Origin of the sequence: Robertmurraya mangrovi (assembly GCF_034427655.1) — a bacterium.
In the GTDB taxonomy this organism is placed as follows: Bacteria; Bacillota; Bacilli; order Bacillales; family Cytobacillaceae; genus Robertmurraya_A; species Robertmurraya_A mangrovi.
Genome location: NZ_JAXOFX010000003.1, coordinates 104,642 through 120,231, shown reverse-complemented (window position 1 = coordinate 120,231; position 15,590 = coordinate 104,642). Strand labels below are relative to the sequence as shown.

The window sequence follows — 15,590 nt, the reverse complement described above, 5'->3', positions numbered from 1 at the left end:
AAGTGACTGCTTTCAACCAATCTATTTTTCTACTTTTTCCGGGCGAACCACAAATGGAACAAACTCCGTACCAATCAAATGTGAAATCGCATCAATAAACGTGACGGTCGTGTGTGGAGTATCATATAAAATCTTAAAATAATCCTGTCGTTTTTCAACAGGTGTTGCATCATAAGCTAGCCCTACCATCCAGCGTCCATAATAGTATGCTGGGTAATACGTTCGTTGAATCGGGTCAGAGAAAAAGGTGAAGGAGTTACCCGCTTCTACTGAATTCATACTCCCTTGATTCATCATATAGTCTAAAACTTCTTCTTTACTAGAATGTCCTAAGTTATACATGTAACAAGCATTTGTTTGATACATACGTTGTAAATCTAAATAGTCGCGTGCTAATATATATTGTTTTTTCGACTCTAAAGAAACTCCAGGCGTCTCTTCTTCTAGGACATCCCAGCCCAGGAAGTGGAGAGCTGTTTCTGGACCACCTTCAAACAATGCATTCGTTGGACTATTGATTAAGTAATAGGACGCTTCAAGGGGGAGTTTCCCTTGCTTGAACAAGTAATCCCAACGACAGTAGAAGGCTTGATGTCCAGGATAGGCTTCATGAGTCATGATTTGTGCTAAAATCGGTTCACTCCAAGGACGGTCAATATTGAAGGTTAAGTTTCCACGATAATTTCCCGTGTATTTTGAATAACCACTCCAAAACACATTTCGAATCGATTTAATTGAATCAATGCCATCTTCCTCTGGAAGGCCGATGACTCTCTCCAACGTTCCATGCTTACTTCTTTCCATAAATTTCTCCGCTACAGTTGTAACCACCTCAGGCTCAATCAGCGTATCTTTTCTCCAAGCTTCGCCCATTTCTCGAAGAGTTCCGGTGTATCCGAAATCCTTTAAACCTTTTTCGACTCTCTCTTTCATGGCAGAAATGCTATCATCTGTAATCAAAGTGGACGGCAGCTCTTGAATGTTTAATAGCAGTTCATCGTAGCCAACCTTGTCACCTTGTAAGCTTCTAGCAAAATAGCGGAAAGCATTCACCATCGAACGCATATATCTTCCTTCATGCCCCGGCGTCGAGTGAATAGCTTTTTCCACCTCTTCAATGGCTAAACCGATTTGATCAAAATTATCTAAAGTAGGCTTTACATCACTATAGCTCGCCGTGGCCACTTCCTGTTGATAAAGTTTTTGAGCTTGCTCATTCAAACTTCCAACAACATCAACCAACTTTTCTCCCGTTTCTTTCTCTGTCCAACGTAACATGTAAGCCGCCCCCTAAAGTTTAGTTTTTCTTTACGTTCCACATTTCTTCCATATCCTGTAACATTAGTGGCACTAATGCTTCATACAGTTTCTCTCCCTTGTCAGCAGTTGCTGTTCCTGCGTTTCCTAAGTAGCCGTCAGGAAAAATTTCTTTACCAAAGTTTTTATACTTCAACTTAGGGGAAATAGTAATTTCATGGTTACCTACTCCATCTGTTTCCGCCAAGCTTTCAGAAATAGCTAGAACTAATGATGTTTCATCTTCCCCTGCATGCCCCGGTTCAGGTGTAATGGTTTTAATCGTGTCTCGATAATCAATCCACCAGTTTAGAGTCAACACGGTCATCCCTAGATCAGCTAGTTTTTCTGCAATGATGTTTAATGCTGCGATGTTTCCACCATGCCCATTAAAAAGAACAATATTTTCAAAACCTTGTCGGTAAAACTCCTTCCCAATTTCAAACACATAATTTGAGAAAGCCTCCGCAGAAACGTCAATCGTTCCACCAAAAGATTGAAGTGCCCATGAGTGTCCGTATGCTACCTCTGCCCCAATCATCACCTTCTCATTAATTCTTTCATTGATTCTTCTTAAAAACTCACGAGGAATTAACACATCTGTCCCTAATGAGCAGTGGGGACCATGAGCCTCTACCATTCCAATGGGCAAAATAACTGTATCTACTCCGCTTTGTAGTGCCTCTTCAAATTGACGTAAATTTAAGTCCATCATGTACATCTTGAAATTCCCCCTTTTTTCATATACATCTAAAAGTGCAACTCAATATTGACTAAAGACTCATTTCATATTTAACTTCAAAGCTTCCGCTAACAGCGCAGCCCGGTAAGGTAAATTCGTCAGTACTACATGCTCATGATCCGCATGGGCTCCATCTCCTTGTGGCCCTAGTCCATCAATCGTAGGAATTCCCAAGCCTGCCGTAAAATTCCCATCACTTGCCCCACCAGATGATCCTTCCTTTAAATCATATCCATGACAGGCAGCGATTTCCTTTAGCTGCTCATACAATTCAACTACCTTATCATCTCGCTCTAATGGGTATCGGTTAATCCCACCAGTTACTTCCACAGTGGTTCCATCTAAAAATGGAGCACGGTCTAGTATCTTTCTCTCCACTTCTTCCGCTTGCTCCCTCGTTGTGATCCTTACATCAATTTCTGCACTCGCACTCTTTGCTATCACATTTGGACGGCTTCCTCCTAAAACCATTCCTACATTAATCGAAATGCCCTCTTCTTTGCTCGCCAATTTCTTTATATCCACCATTTGAAGAGCTAGCTCGTCAATGGCACTTACTCCTGACCAAGGGTCGATTCCCGCATGACCGGTGATTCCTGTAACAGAAATCGTAAACCACCCCACTCCTTTTCGAGCGGTTTTGACTGCTGCATCTGGTGAGATACTCGATTCAGGAACATAGACAATCGTGCTCTTAATAGCTTCTTCCTCAATACGCTGTCTCGAGTAGTTACTCCCTATTTCCTCATCAGAAGAAACAAAAAAGACAATTTTCTTTTTCCCAGTAATCCCAAACTCTTTAAGGGCTTTTAATGCCCAAAGTGTGGTGGTTAACCCACCCTTCATATCAAAGGTCCCCGGTCCGTATAGAAGTCCATCTTCCTTTTTAATAGGAAGTGCCCCTTCATTCCAAACCGTATCGTAGTGACCGATGATCAAGATTTGTTCCGTTTCTTCCCCAGTTCCATAGGTAAAACAATATTGATTCCCTACGTTTTCTTGAGGTACTACTTCTACACTGCCACCAATTAAGGCTTCAAACTCTTTTTGAAGTACTACACCACATTGATCGGCAAGTACTTTATTATTCGATGGAGATTCTGCTTCCACTAAACGAAGAAGAGTATCTTCCATCTCCTTTTGATGATTTTTCAAAAAAGATAATAGTTCTGACAAACGATTTTTCCTCCTTATGTACATGTTTCAACGAGGCTTGCGATTTGAAGTAGTTTCTCCTCCTCAAAATAACCCCCAACTAACTGCATCCCTATCGGAAGGCCCTCTTTAAAGAATCCTAGATTGAGTGTGACTGCGGGGTGGCCAGAGAGATTAAATGGTCCAGTAAAGGTCATTTCGTTTAAGGATTCATCTCCAATAACCGGATCCTCAGCTGGAGCAGGAAAAGCAACCGTCGGCATAAATAAGGCATCTACTTCCTCTAACACCTTGGAAACTTCTTCTCTAAATTCTTTCTGCTTCTTTAAGCCATCTAAATATTCAACTGCTTTTTGCTTTAAACCAAGGTCGATTTGTTCAAATGTTTGAGAAGCATACTCCTCTTTACGATGAAGCCAATGTTGGTGGATATGCGCTGCCTCTGGCAATAGAATTTTCATTAAATACTCTTCTGTTTCATTCCAGCTTGGAAGTTCAATTTCCTTCAACTTCCAGCCACTTTTCTCCATCCAACTTAAAGTTTTTTCATACACAATCTTAACTTCAGACTGGACCGTTCTTAAATAGGAGTCTGGTAAAATACCAATTACGACCTGGTCCAAAACAACTGAATAACCATACCCACTTTCTAGAGATGAATACGGATCTTTTGCATCATAACCAGCAATAGCCTGAAACACGGTGGAAAGGTCTTCTATATTTCTCGCAATAGGCCCAGCATGATCAAGAGACCATGATAATGGAAACACACCTCGTAGACTAACCGCTCCATAAGTTGGTTTTAAACCAGCCACTCCACAGTAAGAGGCCGGTATCCGAATGGAGCCACCCGTATCACTTCCTAAAGAGAAGAAACCTAGCCCGGCTGAAACTGCCGCTGCCGATCCCCCACTCGATCCTCCTGCCGTTTTTGAAACATCATGAGGATTATTCGTCTGACCATATTCGGGATGAACAATTCCATAAGCAAACTCAAGCATATTCGTTTTTCCAAGCAATACCGCACCTGTGGATTGTAGTTTTTCAACCACAAAGGCATCATAATCAGGTATGAAATCCTTTAAAATCAATGAGCCACACGTCGTTTTTAATCCTTTTGTGTAAAATAAGTCTTTTAGTGAATAAGGTATTCCGCATAAAATAGAGACTTCTTCCCCTTTTAAAAATTTCTCTTCCGCATTTTTAGCAGCTAACCTAGCCTCATTTTCAAACAAGGAAATAAACGCATTTAACTTCATATCTTCTTTCTCAATTTCATCCAATAAATCTTGAACCACTTCAACTGGAGAGACCTCTTTCTTTAGATAAAGAGTCGCCAATTGTGTGATTGACCCTTTCAAAATCTCTTTCAAACCGTTCACCTACCATTCCTTACTCCCCTAAAGCTAAAAGTTGATCTCCTTCGTTCATCGCAAGGGAAGCGACTAAAGATCTTACCCCACAAACGTGAATAAAAAGGCCGAAAAAGGTTTATCATTTTCGGCCGCTTAACTCATTAATCTTTTGTAATCTTATGGAAAGGAACATACCAAGTATTCATTGGGTTAATTTCATACCCTTTCACCCACGTTTTCTTAGCTGCTTCAACTGTACTTTGACCAACAAAGATGTAAGGTGCTTCTTCAGCCATAATCGCTTGAATTTCCTTGTAATTCGCTTCACGTTTTGCTTCGTCTACACTCTTTCTAGCTTCTTCAAGTAACTGATCTACTTTCGCATTTTCAAAGAATGCTAGATTGAAACCAGGTCCTTTACTAGAAGAATGAGCAAAATACCATAGATTATAGTCCGGGTCTGCATAATCTGGTGTCCATGCTGCTAAAGCTAATTGGTGCTTACCGCTTGTTACTAAATCAAGGAACGTTGGCCATGCAAGTGTATTAATCTTCAAGTTTACACCGATTTTGGCTAGGTCCGCTTGAAGCATCACGGCGATATTTTTACGAACTTCATTGTTTTCAGAGATTGCTAGCTCTAAATCAAAGCCATCTTCTAAACCAGCCTCTTTTAAAAGCTCTTTCGCTTTATCTAAGTTATAATCATAAAGTTTGGCATCAGGATTAAAACCAAACATCCCTTTAGGTACAATTCCAGGTACGCGTTCCGCTCCACCAAGCAAAATGCTGTCAATGATTGCCTCATAATTGACCGAATGTGCAAGGGCTTGACGAACGAGTTTGTTATCTAGTGGTTTTGCGGTCATATTCATTGCAAAATCATCAATTTGATATCCTGGTGACTCGACCACTTCTACATTATTTTTTCCATCCATTTGCTTTAGCACATCTGGAGAAATCATCGTGTCATCCAGTAAATCTAGCTCACCTTTTTCAAGCATAAGTCGACCAGTTGACGGCTCTGGAACGATTAAGACATTGACTGTTTTCATTGTCGGAGTTCCGCCCCAATAGTTTTCATTTGCTTTTAAAACTAGCTTTTGGCCACGATCCCAGCTTTCAAGAATGTATGGACCTGAACCTACCTCTTTATCTGCTAAGTAAGACTCAGCCATGTCATCTCCATGATTTTCAGCAAGCTTAGGATTAAGGATGTTCCCAAACACGGTTCCTAACGTTTTAACAAAAGGACCAAATGGCTCTTTTAACTTAATTTTAATCGTGTGGTCATCCACAATTTCAAAGCTATTTTCATCGATTACTTTCTTAAAAATACCTGCTGCTGATTTCCCTAATTTTAACGCACGAGTAAATGAATATTGTACAGCTTCAGATGTAACTGGAGATCCATCATGGAATTTTGCATCTTTTCTTAAGAAGAACGTGTATGTTTTACCGTCCTCACTAATTTCCCAATTCTCAGCTAATTGAGGTTTAACCTCTGTATCTGTTCCATCATAAGTAACAAGACGGTCATACAACATATAAGTAATACGGAAGGAAGTATTGGCTGCAGTGCTGTGTGGATCTAAGTGCGGGATATCTTGGTTTGTTGCGAAATTAAACACATTCGGATCAGCTGATTTAGCTTCTTCGACTTCTTCATTTGTGTTTGTATTATCATTCGTATTTTTCTGAGGAGTGGTTGTTTCTTGGTTGTATTTGTTACAGCCTGAAAGTACAAGACCAACGACCATCATAAACATAACTAGCTTTGCCCAAAGCTTTTTACTATGCATTCCCTTTTCCCCCTAAAAATGATTTTTTTCGCTTAAACTTAGTTAAAACAGCTTTAACCCTTCACCTCCCTAAACAACAAGTTTTTATCTCGTAAATTGTTAACCAATATTCAAAGCTAACAATTCAAGAACAAGTTTCTAACAACCTATATATCTACTAACGCTGCTTCGGATCCAGCACATCGCGTAATCCATCCCCAAGCAAGTTAAACCCTAAGACAGTAAACAAAATCGCAAGCCCTGGAAAAGTGGCTGCCCACCAAGCTTCTCGTAAAATTTCACGACTCGATGAAAGCATCGCACCCCATTCAGGAGATGGAGGTTGTGCACCTAAACCGATAAAACTAAGACCAGCAGCGGCTAAAATAACAAACCCTAAATCTAGTGAAGCTTGTATGCTAGCAGGTGCAATCGAGTTTGGTAGTATATCTTTAAATAAAATTCGAAATGGATTGGCACCAATCGCTCGAGATGCTTCAATAAACTCTGAGCTTTTAATCGACAAAACAGAAGAGCGAACAATCCTTGTATACCACGGCCACCAAACAACCGCGAGTGCGAGCAGCACGTTCTCTATGGATGGCCCAAGTGCTGCGGCAATGGACATCGCGAGGATAATACCTGGAAAGGATAGAAAAATATCCGTCATTCGCATAATGACTTGATCAACTACCCCACCGAAATAACCTGCAATCGCACCTAGAATAGTCCCAATTGGAAACGAAATGAGCACAACGAGCAATCCAATTTTTAAAGAAATTCTCGAACCATAAACAATTCGACTGAATATATCTCTTCCCACTTCATCTGTTCCAAAAATATGTTCATCACTCGGAGGCTGCAATTTATTAGTAATATTAACTTCAAGTGGGTCGTGTGTTGCAATTTGTGGAGAAAACAGAGCCAATACAAGTAAAACGAGAACAAACACAAAACCGATTACCGTTAAAGGGCTGGCAAAAAATCTCCTTAGCATTTCAGGACCTCCTATCTATCTAAATTTGTACCACCTCTTGGAAAATCAGCAATTTGATTTTCACCAAGCACAATCATCATCGAGACAACTAATCATATTTCAGCCTAGGGTCAATCACTTGGTAGAAGATATCGATGATGAGATTCACCATGATAAAGAGAACGGCAATAAGGATTGTAACCCCCATGACAGCTGGAAAGTCTAAATACGTAATGGCATTCACCGCATATTTTCCAAGACCAGGCCATGAGAATACCGATTCAACGAGAACACTTCCTCCTAATGCGTGCCCAAAGGTCATTCCTAGTAAAGTTAAGATAGGCATCATCCCATTTTGCAGAGCATGACCATAAAGTACACGGTTCTGTGACCCACCTTTTGCATAAGCGGTACGAATATAATCACTTCTTAGAACCTCGAGCATACTCGAACGGGTCATCCTCGTGATCATTCCAATCGTTACCGCCGCTTGAGTCACACCCGGTAAAATTAAGTGCATGAGAGCGGAACGGAATACCTCCCAATTACCAGTTAATAAAGCATCTATCGTGTACATCCCGGTAATATGGGTAGGTGGTGAAACCCATGTGTCCAATCTCCCTGAACCAGGCAATACTCCGATTTGTAAATAGAAGAATAATAGAAGGATAATCCCGAGCCAAAACGCGGGCATTGCTACCCCAATGAGAGCCATAAACCGGGTTAGCTGGTCAGCAATCTTATCTTTTTTATTGGCACTTATGATCCCAAAGGGGATTCCAATTAAAACGGTAATCACCATGGAAAACATCGTGAGTTCAAGGGTCGCTGGAAAATATCGTTTCAAATCCTCTGACACCGGCTTCTGAGAGTAAGTACTGTCTCCAAAGTCTCCTTGAACGAGCCCTGCCATGTAACGCCCATATTGAACATAAATTGGATCATTTAACCCCATTTTCTCCCGCAGTTCTTCTAAAACTTCTGCATCTGCCTTCGGACCTAAAATGAGTCGAGCTGGGTCACCTGGAATCGTATGAGAAATGAAAAACGTTAACATACTAATACCGATTAAAATAGGAATCATGAGAACCAATCTTTTAGCAATATAACGAAGTGCATCCATTTAACTCCCTCCTTTCCTAGTTCTATACATGAATACAAGCCGTCCAATGTCCAAACGTTTTTTCCTGTAACTTTGGAACCTCTGTTTTACATTCAGGTGTCGCTACTGGACAACGTGTATGGAATGGGCATCCTGTTGGCTGATTAATCGGACTTGGAATATCCCCTTGTAAAATAATTCGCTCTCTCTTTTGCTTAGGATCTGGTACCGGTACAGCCGATAAAAGTGCCTGAGTGTAAGGATGCTGCGGGTTATTATACAATTCATCTACATCTGCAAGCTCAACGATTCTTCCTAAATACATCACAGCCACACGGTCTGAAATATGTTGAACAACCGATAAATCATGGGAAATAAAGATATAGCTCAGCCCAAATTCACCTTGTAAATCAGACATTAAATTCAACACCTGAGACTGAACGGATACATCCAATGCCGAAACCGGTTCGTCTGCCACAATCAGTTTGGGCTTTAACGTTAATGCTCTGGCAATCCCAATTCTCTGTCTTTGTCCGCCGGAAAACTCATGGGGATATTGATTTAATTGCTCTTTCCTGAGGCCAATTTTATCAATTAAACTCTCAATAACCTCCATCCGCTCCTTCTTATTAGTCATTCCATGAACAAGGAGAGGCGCTTCCAAAATCGCTTTAACCGTACTTCTTGGATTAAGTGAAGCGTAAGGATCTTGAAACACGATCTGCATTTCTTTTCTTAAGTCCTTCAGTTGCTTCCCTTTTAACTCGGTAATGGACTTTCCCTTATATTTGATTTCACCTGAAGTGGGTTCAATCAAGCGTAAAATCGACCGTCCGAGACTCGACTTTCCACAACCAGATTCCCCTACGATGCCTAACGTTTCACCTTCATTAATGTAAAAGCTGACACCGTCGACGGCCTTCACCACTTTCTTGTCACCTAGGAATCCTTTTTTCAAGGTGAAGTGCTGCTTCAAATCCTTGACTTCAAGTAATGCCAACCTTATTCATCTCCTTTGCTTCAAATAACCAACAAGCAACTGTATGATTCGAGCCGACTGTATAGGTATTTGGTTGACTTGACTTACAGTGATCCATTGCCTCCTTACAGCGATCGGCAAAGCGACATCCTGAAGGCATATTTTTTGGAGAAGGGACTGTCCCTGGAATGGAACCGAGGGATTGTTTTCGTTGTCCGATTTTAGGTACGGACTGAAGTAACCCCTTTGTGTATGGATGTTTTGGTTCGGCGAATAACTCTTCCACCGTTCCTTGCTCCACTACCTTTCCTGCATACATAACCACCACTCGGTCACAAACCTCCGCCACAACCCCTAAATCATGTGTAATCATGATAATTCCCATATCATTTGTTCTTTTCAGATTGTTCATCAATTCCAAAATTTGTGCTTGAACGGTTACGTCTAGAGCCGTTGTTGGTTCATCACAAATGAGCAACTGAGGATTACACGCCATTGCAATTGCAATCATCACCCTTTGTCTCATTCCACCTGATAACTGGTGAGGATATTCATTCACTAACTCTTCCGCCCGTGGAAGACCGACTTCCTTTAACAAATCAACCACTCTTTGCTTTCTCTCTGTTTTGGACAAATCCGTATGAAGCATTAACGATTCACTAATTTGTTTTCCAACCGTATGAAGCGGGTTTAATGAGGTTAGTGGATCCTGGAAGATCATCGAGATTTTATTGCCCCTTATCTTTTCCAACTGCTTTTTTGATAGAGTAGTAATCTCACTTTCTCCCAATGAAACCTTTCCACTCAAACGAGCTTTATCAGGCAATAGCCTCATAATTGAAAGAGCCGTCATACTTTTTCCACAACCCGATTCCCCAACAATTCCAAGCGTTTCCCCTTTATCAATGGAAAAAGAAACATCATCTAGAATCTTTAAATAGGAACCATCTTTTTTAAGAGATAGAGATAATTGTTCTACCTGTAATAACACCTCACACACCTCTCTCTTTTTTAAAATTGGTTAGTTCGTAGAGGGCTACAGTATAATGTTCGGAAAACAGTTGTTTGATTTCCCCTTGATCCTTCGTCTTCAACACATTAAGCAAAAGTTGATGATTTTCAACCACCTTAGTTGCCCGCTGCGGGAGTTCATGTGCAATGGTTAAAAACATGGCTCCTACTTGTGTATCAAGCTGCTGATGCATGTGAATCAGCCGTTGATGCTTAGAAGCTTCTACAATCGTTTTATGAAAGAGGGTATCTATTTCCGCTTCCCTTTCTAAATCTCCCTTTTCAAACGAATCCTGCAATTCCATTAGTAACTCTTCTAATCTTTTGAAATCTTTTTTTGTTAAAAATGGACTGGCTAACTGAGCGGCCTCACTTTCTAACAAAGCTCGTAGCGTGTAGATTTCGTAAGCATCTTGGAGAGAAAGAGTCGTAACAAAGGTGCCCTTATTAGTTTCGTGCTTAACGAGTCCCTCATTTTGTAAAAGCTTAATGGCCTCTCTTACAGGACCTCTAGAGATATTTAACTCATCAGCAAGCTGGGCTTGATTTAACCGTTCACCTGGCTTTAAGGTGCCGTTTAAAATCATTTTGCGGATAATTTTTGCTACATCATCTGATAGCGTTCGTTGTTCAAGATAAAACTTCATTTTCCTTAATCCTTTCAAATATCGCTTTCAATTCATACAGGTTTCCCCAGTCCATCTGCCTCGCTCCTGTTTCAATTTCTAAAATCTGCTGTATCAGGTTCTCCGTCAGAGGCATCGCTATTCCGTGTTCCTTCCCCATTTCAACAATCGGAACGAGCTGTTCTTCTATTTCTGTTTTCCTTTTTCTTACCGCTAAATCTCGCCAAATCCCACTTTTTGTTTTTTTATTTGAGGCCATTCGTACCGCTAATTTTTCTAACTGCTTATTTAAGCGTCCATCATCTCTAGCTTCACGTGGATAGACTAAACCCGGTTCCCAATCATCAAAACCTAATGGGTGAACTCCCTCCGCTTCGGCTACTGCTAGAATTTCTGAACACAGTTCCATTAACGTTTCTCTTAAATCTAGTTGCCTAACAACACCAGCCATCGTTTCGTCAACTAAAGCAGTCGCATACAGAAGTCCTGCGTAAGACATTTTGCCCCATAAATAACCCCAAATGTTATTGGTGATTTGAGCGGGGCCCCATGCCAACAGGCGTTTGTGCAGATTTTTTAGTCGATCCGTTACCGATCCATCCAATTCACCGATATAGAGAGAAGAAATTCCACCGTATAAAATTCTCCCTGGCTCTAAATAGTCAGCTGAAAAGTTCACAAAGCAACCAATCGTGTTTTCTGCCCCTATTAAACGAGAAATCTGTTTTTCACACAGCCCATTTTGAACAGAAACCACTACCGTTTCTTTTTTGAGTAATGGGCGAAGCTGCTCAATTGCTGTTTTTGTATGGTGAGCTTTCACTGCAAGTAAAACCATTTCAAGAGGTTTCCCTCGCCCCACTAATTCCTTCGGCGTCATCGCCTTACAGTCAACTGTTAACACTTCAACCGGTCCTTCAATCTTTATTCCTTCTTGATTAATCTTTTGCACATGATTTTCTGCAATATCGCAAAGAAGGACATTTTCCCCATTTAATGTTAAATAGGCACCAAGGACACCGCCAATCGCCCCTGCTCCTACAATCGTAATTTCCATTTCATCCCTCCTAGAAAAGTTGTAACCCTCCATCAGCCGATATGATTTGGCCGCTAACATATGAGGCATAATCAGATGCAAAAAATAAGACGGGATAGGCAATATCTTCTGGTTTCCCCAGCCTTTTTACAGATATGGATTCAATCAACTGCTCTTGCTTCTCCTTCCCCATCCTTTCCCACTGTTTTTCCGTAGATGGATTGGAAAGAACAAAACCTGGTGCCACATTATTTACCGTAATTCCATATGGACCTAGCTCCCTTGCCATTTGTCGAGTCAGCCCTATTTGACCAGCCTTGGCACTTGTATATGCTTGAATTCCCGTCAAACTGCTGCTTCTTCCCGCTCCACTTGAGATATTCACAATCCGGCCATATTGTTGCTTTTTCATGAATGGCGCCACCGCTCGAATCATATAAAAGCAAGCATTCAAGTTGATACCCACGACCTTCTCCCATTCTTCATCCGTCACTTCCTCGATGGGTTGATGGACTTGACCAACTACCCCTCCCGCATTGTTCACGAGGATATCAACCCGACTGAACTGTGTTGCAACCTCTTCTACAAAAGTTTGGATTTGGTCTGATTGGGTTAAATCCACTTTAAATGTATGTACAGTACCCGGGACCCTTTTTTCTACAATGAATTGTTTCGTTTGTTCTAATGGTTCTTCAAGAATGTCCACTGCAATGACATGGGCACCTTGGGAAGCAAACGCCTCACATATTCCCCGTCCGATTCCATGTCCAGCCCCGGTTACAATCGCCACTTTGTCTAAAAAAACATTTGAATGTAAACTGTTAACACTTTGAAACAAAACGGCACCCCCTATAACTGTTTGTAAAATTCAGAATCTTTTTAATATTGTTAATTGGAATCTTAACTAGTTTTGAATTTGTCCGCAATAGCTTCGACAAAACTTCCTTTAAAGCCTGAAAACTTCTGTTAATTGGACAAAAAAAGTTCTTTTCTGAAACTTTTGTTACTTCCAAAAATATCCTCGTAAAAGACAAAAAAGAGATTGTGATCACTCACAACCTCCTACTTTTTCACCGAATGATAAGCTTTTAATAGCTCCTCTACGGAAATATCCTCTATTTTCATACCTGAAATCTCACAGCCTTGGATCTCTACATGATTTAAATTACAATTCCTAAACATACTTCCTTCTAAATCGCATCGATCAAACGATACTGGATTTTGATCCTCACCCAAATTTGTATCGCTAAACTTAAGACCGCCTAACGTCACTAGCTTCATTTTACTATTCGATAGATTTAAATCGGCAAATAAAGTCTCTCTCAAATTGATATTTCGGAACCTAGAATGACTTAAATTGACATTACTAAAATGAGCATTGGAAACATTACTGTTACTGAAGGAACTCCCGGCTAAATTCATTTGATAAAACTCGGCTCCAGCCATATTGCTATTCTCGTATTGATAGTTTGCTAAATCTTGATTTTCGACCACTCTATCATTTGCACGTGATGCTTTTCTTTTAACAAAACAAACCTCATCTTCCGTTTCAAACACTCGATTGTAGCCCATTTTCTCATAGAAATGAAGATTGCTTTTTTGCCTAGGTGAAGTTTCAAGATCCCAAATTCGAACAGTCGGAAACTCTTCTTCAATTAACTCAATAACCTTTGAGCCAATCCCGCGTCCTTGATAGTGGACATCAATAAATATCCGGTCTACCCTTCCATACGATTGACCCGATAAAGTGACAATCACTCCACCAACTATCTTCTCTTCCACCATCACTTTATAAAAGTTCAATTCCTCTACTGAATATCGGGTCATTTCAACAGAATCATATCCAGGTGGCTGAATATTATAGTCAACGATTTCTTCATTCGGCAGCCATTTTCGAGCTTCCTCATCAAATGCTCGCTTCATTATATCAGTTAACAATTCTATGTCGGCTATAGTTGCTTTTTCTAAAGTAATCATGTTTGTACCTCCTATGTTGTACTTCCTATCGTGTATCTGGTACTACTAAATTGTTTTCAAACCCAAACTCCTTAGTTATCAAAGAACTCCATATGCGTTTTATCCGCGCGATAATAATTTAATCGGTCTTGTAAATTTCCTGTGTGAAACTCAAATTTATGTCCATCTGGATCAGTAAAATATAGTGAATCCATATCACGCTTATCTCTTTCCCGTCCCGGAAGAATATTTACGCCAAGCTCAACTAGCTTTTTATACAATCGCTCCAATTCTTCCTTTGAAACGGTAAAAGCAATATGTGTATATGATTTCTTAATTTCCTCTCTAGGAATCTCTTTTTCTACGTTTATTGCAAGCCATAAGCCATCCAAATCGAAATAAGCAAGATTTCTTCCTTTTACTAGAAGCTTAGCTCCGAATACTTCTTGATAAAATTGTATCGAACGGTCTAAATCGCTTACTGAAAATAATAGGTGATTAATCTGCATCTTCATTCTCCTTAATTACTTACTCCATACTTCTTAATCGATAAATAAGTAAAGATGATCAAACTAAAAGCCGTCCACATTAACGTAATAGCAGGGTTTATATTACCTACCACAAACAAAGAAGGAATATTTCCAAATGCCGTATTATCCATCGTTAAAAACCAACCTAGAAACATATTATTTGCTGCATGTGCTCCAATTGTCAATTCCACACTGTTCGTTCTAGCCGTTATAAAACACCATAAAATGCCTGATAAAACATAATCAGCACCAATTAAGACGGCTGAGTACTCCATTTCTGGATTGGCAAAATGAAGAGCAGCAAAAATCAACCCAGCCAAAATGGAGAGTATATAATGATTCTTCACTATTTTCCCAATCCACTGCATCAAATAACCACGGAAAAACACCTCTTCCGTAGTAGTCTGGATAGGAGTGAGTATTAAAACAAACAAAAACAAAGTTACATAATCCTTAAAATTAATATCATTTAAACGATAGTCGCTTGGACTCAAAACAAAATCGATTAAAGTAGTAAAAGTAATCAACCCAAAAAACACCGCAAAGCCCCAGAAAATTCTTTTCCAATTAACCCCATTATAAGGAGTTATTAAACTCTTAAAGCTCCTCTTATGTATCAGCCTTATGGCCAAGAAAATCCCAATAATCCAGACAATATAAGTCATGTTCAGATAAACAAAACTATAAATCGAATCCAAATTTACTGCTTCCATCGTTACATTATCAAAATAAGTTGATTCATCCTTATCCTCAACCACATGCTTCTCGGTCAAATAAACCGAAACAATCGAACCAATAAATAAAAAAGCTAACATAACGAAAAATGAAAGAATATACCTTTTCCAACTATTTTTCCCTTGATTTATGCTGATAAAATCCTTTTCCAAAAGCGATCCACTCCTGATTTAACAATAATTAACATTTGCAATTGTAACATAGGGAGGGACACAATGGGAGAATATATTCTTCAGCTGTTTAATAGTGAGAGCTGGTAAGCAACTCCGAAACCTACACATCAAACATAATCCCCCTAAAAATAGCAAAC

Annotated in this window: 15 protein-coding genes; all 15 read right to left on the bottom strand. The window is 40.0% G+C overall.

Annotated features, from left to right (window positions below; translation table 11 throughout):
• Window positions 1-21: 21 nt before the first annotated feature.
• Window positions 22-1,278 (bottom strand): hypothetical protein, encoded by a 1,257-nt coding sequence (locus tag SM124_RS06150; RefSeq protein ID WP_322445625.1) that lies wholly within the window; start codon window positions 1,276-1,278, stop codon window positions 22-24.
• Window positions 1,279-1,297: 19 nt separating this feature from the next.
• The gene (locus SM124_RS06145; protein WP_322445624.1) at window positions 1,298-2,017 is read right to left on the bottom strand and encodes a creatininase family protein; all 720 of its coding nucleotides are present in this window, start codon (window positions 2,015-2,017) and stop codon (window positions 1,298-1,300) included.
• 60 nt (window positions 2,018-2,077) lie between these two features.
• Window positions 2,078-3,214 carry a M20 family metallopeptidase gene (locus SM124_RS06140; RefSeq protein ID WP_322445623.1) on the bottom strand — a complete coding sequence of 379 codons (1,137 nt, stop codon included), beginning with the start codon at window positions 3,212-3,214 and terminating at the stop codon, window positions 2,078-2,080.
• A 14-nt stretch (window positions 3,215-3,228) separates the two neighbouring features.
• Window positions 3,229-4,566: an amidase gene (locus tag SM124_RS06135; RefSeq protein ID WP_322445622.1), complete on the bottom strand. Its 1,338-nt coding sequence runs from the start codon at window positions 4,564-4,566 to the stop codon at window positions 3,229-3,231.
• A 143-nt stretch (window positions 4,567-4,709) separates the two neighbouring features.
• On the bottom strand, window positions 4,710-6,350 hold the full coding sequence (locus tag SM124_RS06130; RefSeq protein WP_322445621.1) for an ABC transporter substrate-binding protein: 1,641 nt from the start codon (window positions 6,348-6,350) through the stop codon (window positions 4,710-4,712).
• Between the two features lie 157 nt (window positions 6,351-6,507).
• Window positions 6,508-7,326 carry a nickel transporter permease gene (nikC, locus tag SM124_RS06125; protein ID WP_322445620.1) on the bottom strand — a complete coding sequence of 273 codons (819 nt, stop codon included), beginning with the start codon at window positions 7,324-7,326 and terminating at the stop codon, window positions 6,508-6,510.
• Between the two features lie 88 nt (window positions 7,327-7,414).
• On the bottom strand, window positions 7,415-8,428 hold the full coding sequence (locus tag SM124_RS06120; RefSeq protein WP_322445619.1) for an ABC transporter permease: 1,014 nt from the start codon (window positions 8,426-8,428) through the stop codon (window positions 7,415-7,417).
• A gap of 22 nt (window positions 8,429-8,450) precedes the next feature.
• Window positions 8,451-9,413 carry an ABC transporter ATP-binding protein gene (locus SM124_RS06115; protein WP_322445934.1) on the bottom strand — a complete coding sequence of 321 codons (963 nt, stop codon included), beginning with the start codon at window positions 9,411-9,413 and terminating at the stop codon, window positions 8,451-8,453.
• Window positions 9,394-10,377: an ABC transporter ATP-binding protein gene (locus SM124_RS06110; protein ID WP_322445618.1), complete on the bottom strand. Its 984-nt coding sequence runs from the start codon at window positions 10,375-10,377 to the stop codon at window positions 9,394-9,396. Before SM124_RS06110 ends, SM124_RS06115 begins: the two co-directional genes overlap by 20 nt.
• Window position 10,378: 1 nt before the next feature.
• A complete protein-coding gene (locus SM124_RS06105; protein ID WP_322445617.1) occupies window positions 10,379-11,044 on the bottom strand; it encodes a GntR family transcriptional regulator in 666 nt (221 codons plus the stop codon).
• Window positions 11,028-12,080, bottom strand: a complete 1,053-nt coding sequence (locus SM124_RS06100; protein ID WP_322445616.1) for a ketopantoate reductase family protein — start codon at window positions 12,078-12,080, stop codon at window positions 11,028-11,030. Before SM124_RS06100 ends, SM124_RS06105 begins: the two co-directional genes overlap by 17 nt.
• Before the next feature lie 10 nt (window positions 12,081-12,090).
• Window positions 12,091-12,897: an SDR family NAD(P)-dependent oxidoreductase gene (locus SM124_RS06095; protein WP_322445615.1), complete on the bottom strand. Its 807-nt coding sequence runs from the start codon at window positions 12,895-12,897 to the stop codon at window positions 12,091-12,093.
• Window positions 12,898-13,121: 224 nt separating this feature from the next.
• Window positions 13,122-14,036, bottom strand: a complete 915-nt coding sequence (locus SM124_RS06090; RefSeq protein ID WP_322445614.1) for a GNAT family N-acetyltransferase — start codon at window positions 14,034-14,036, stop codon at window positions 13,122-13,124.
• A 71-nt stretch (window positions 14,037-14,107) separates the two neighbouring features.
• Window positions 14,108-14,530 carry a metallothiol transferase FosB gene (gene fosB, locus SM124_RS06085; protein WP_322445613.1) on the bottom strand — a complete coding sequence of 141 codons (423 nt, stop codon included), beginning with the start codon at window positions 14,528-14,530 and terminating at the stop codon, window positions 14,108-14,110.
• Between the two features lie 5 nt (window positions 14,531-14,535).
• Window positions 14,536-15,432 carry a CPBP family intramembrane glutamic endopeptidase gene (locus tag SM124_RS06080; RefSeq protein WP_322445612.1) on the bottom strand — a complete coding sequence of 299 codons (897 nt, stop codon included), beginning with the start codon at window positions 15,430-15,432 and terminating at the stop codon, window positions 14,536-14,538.
• Window positions 15,433-15,590: the final 158 nt, after the last annotated feature.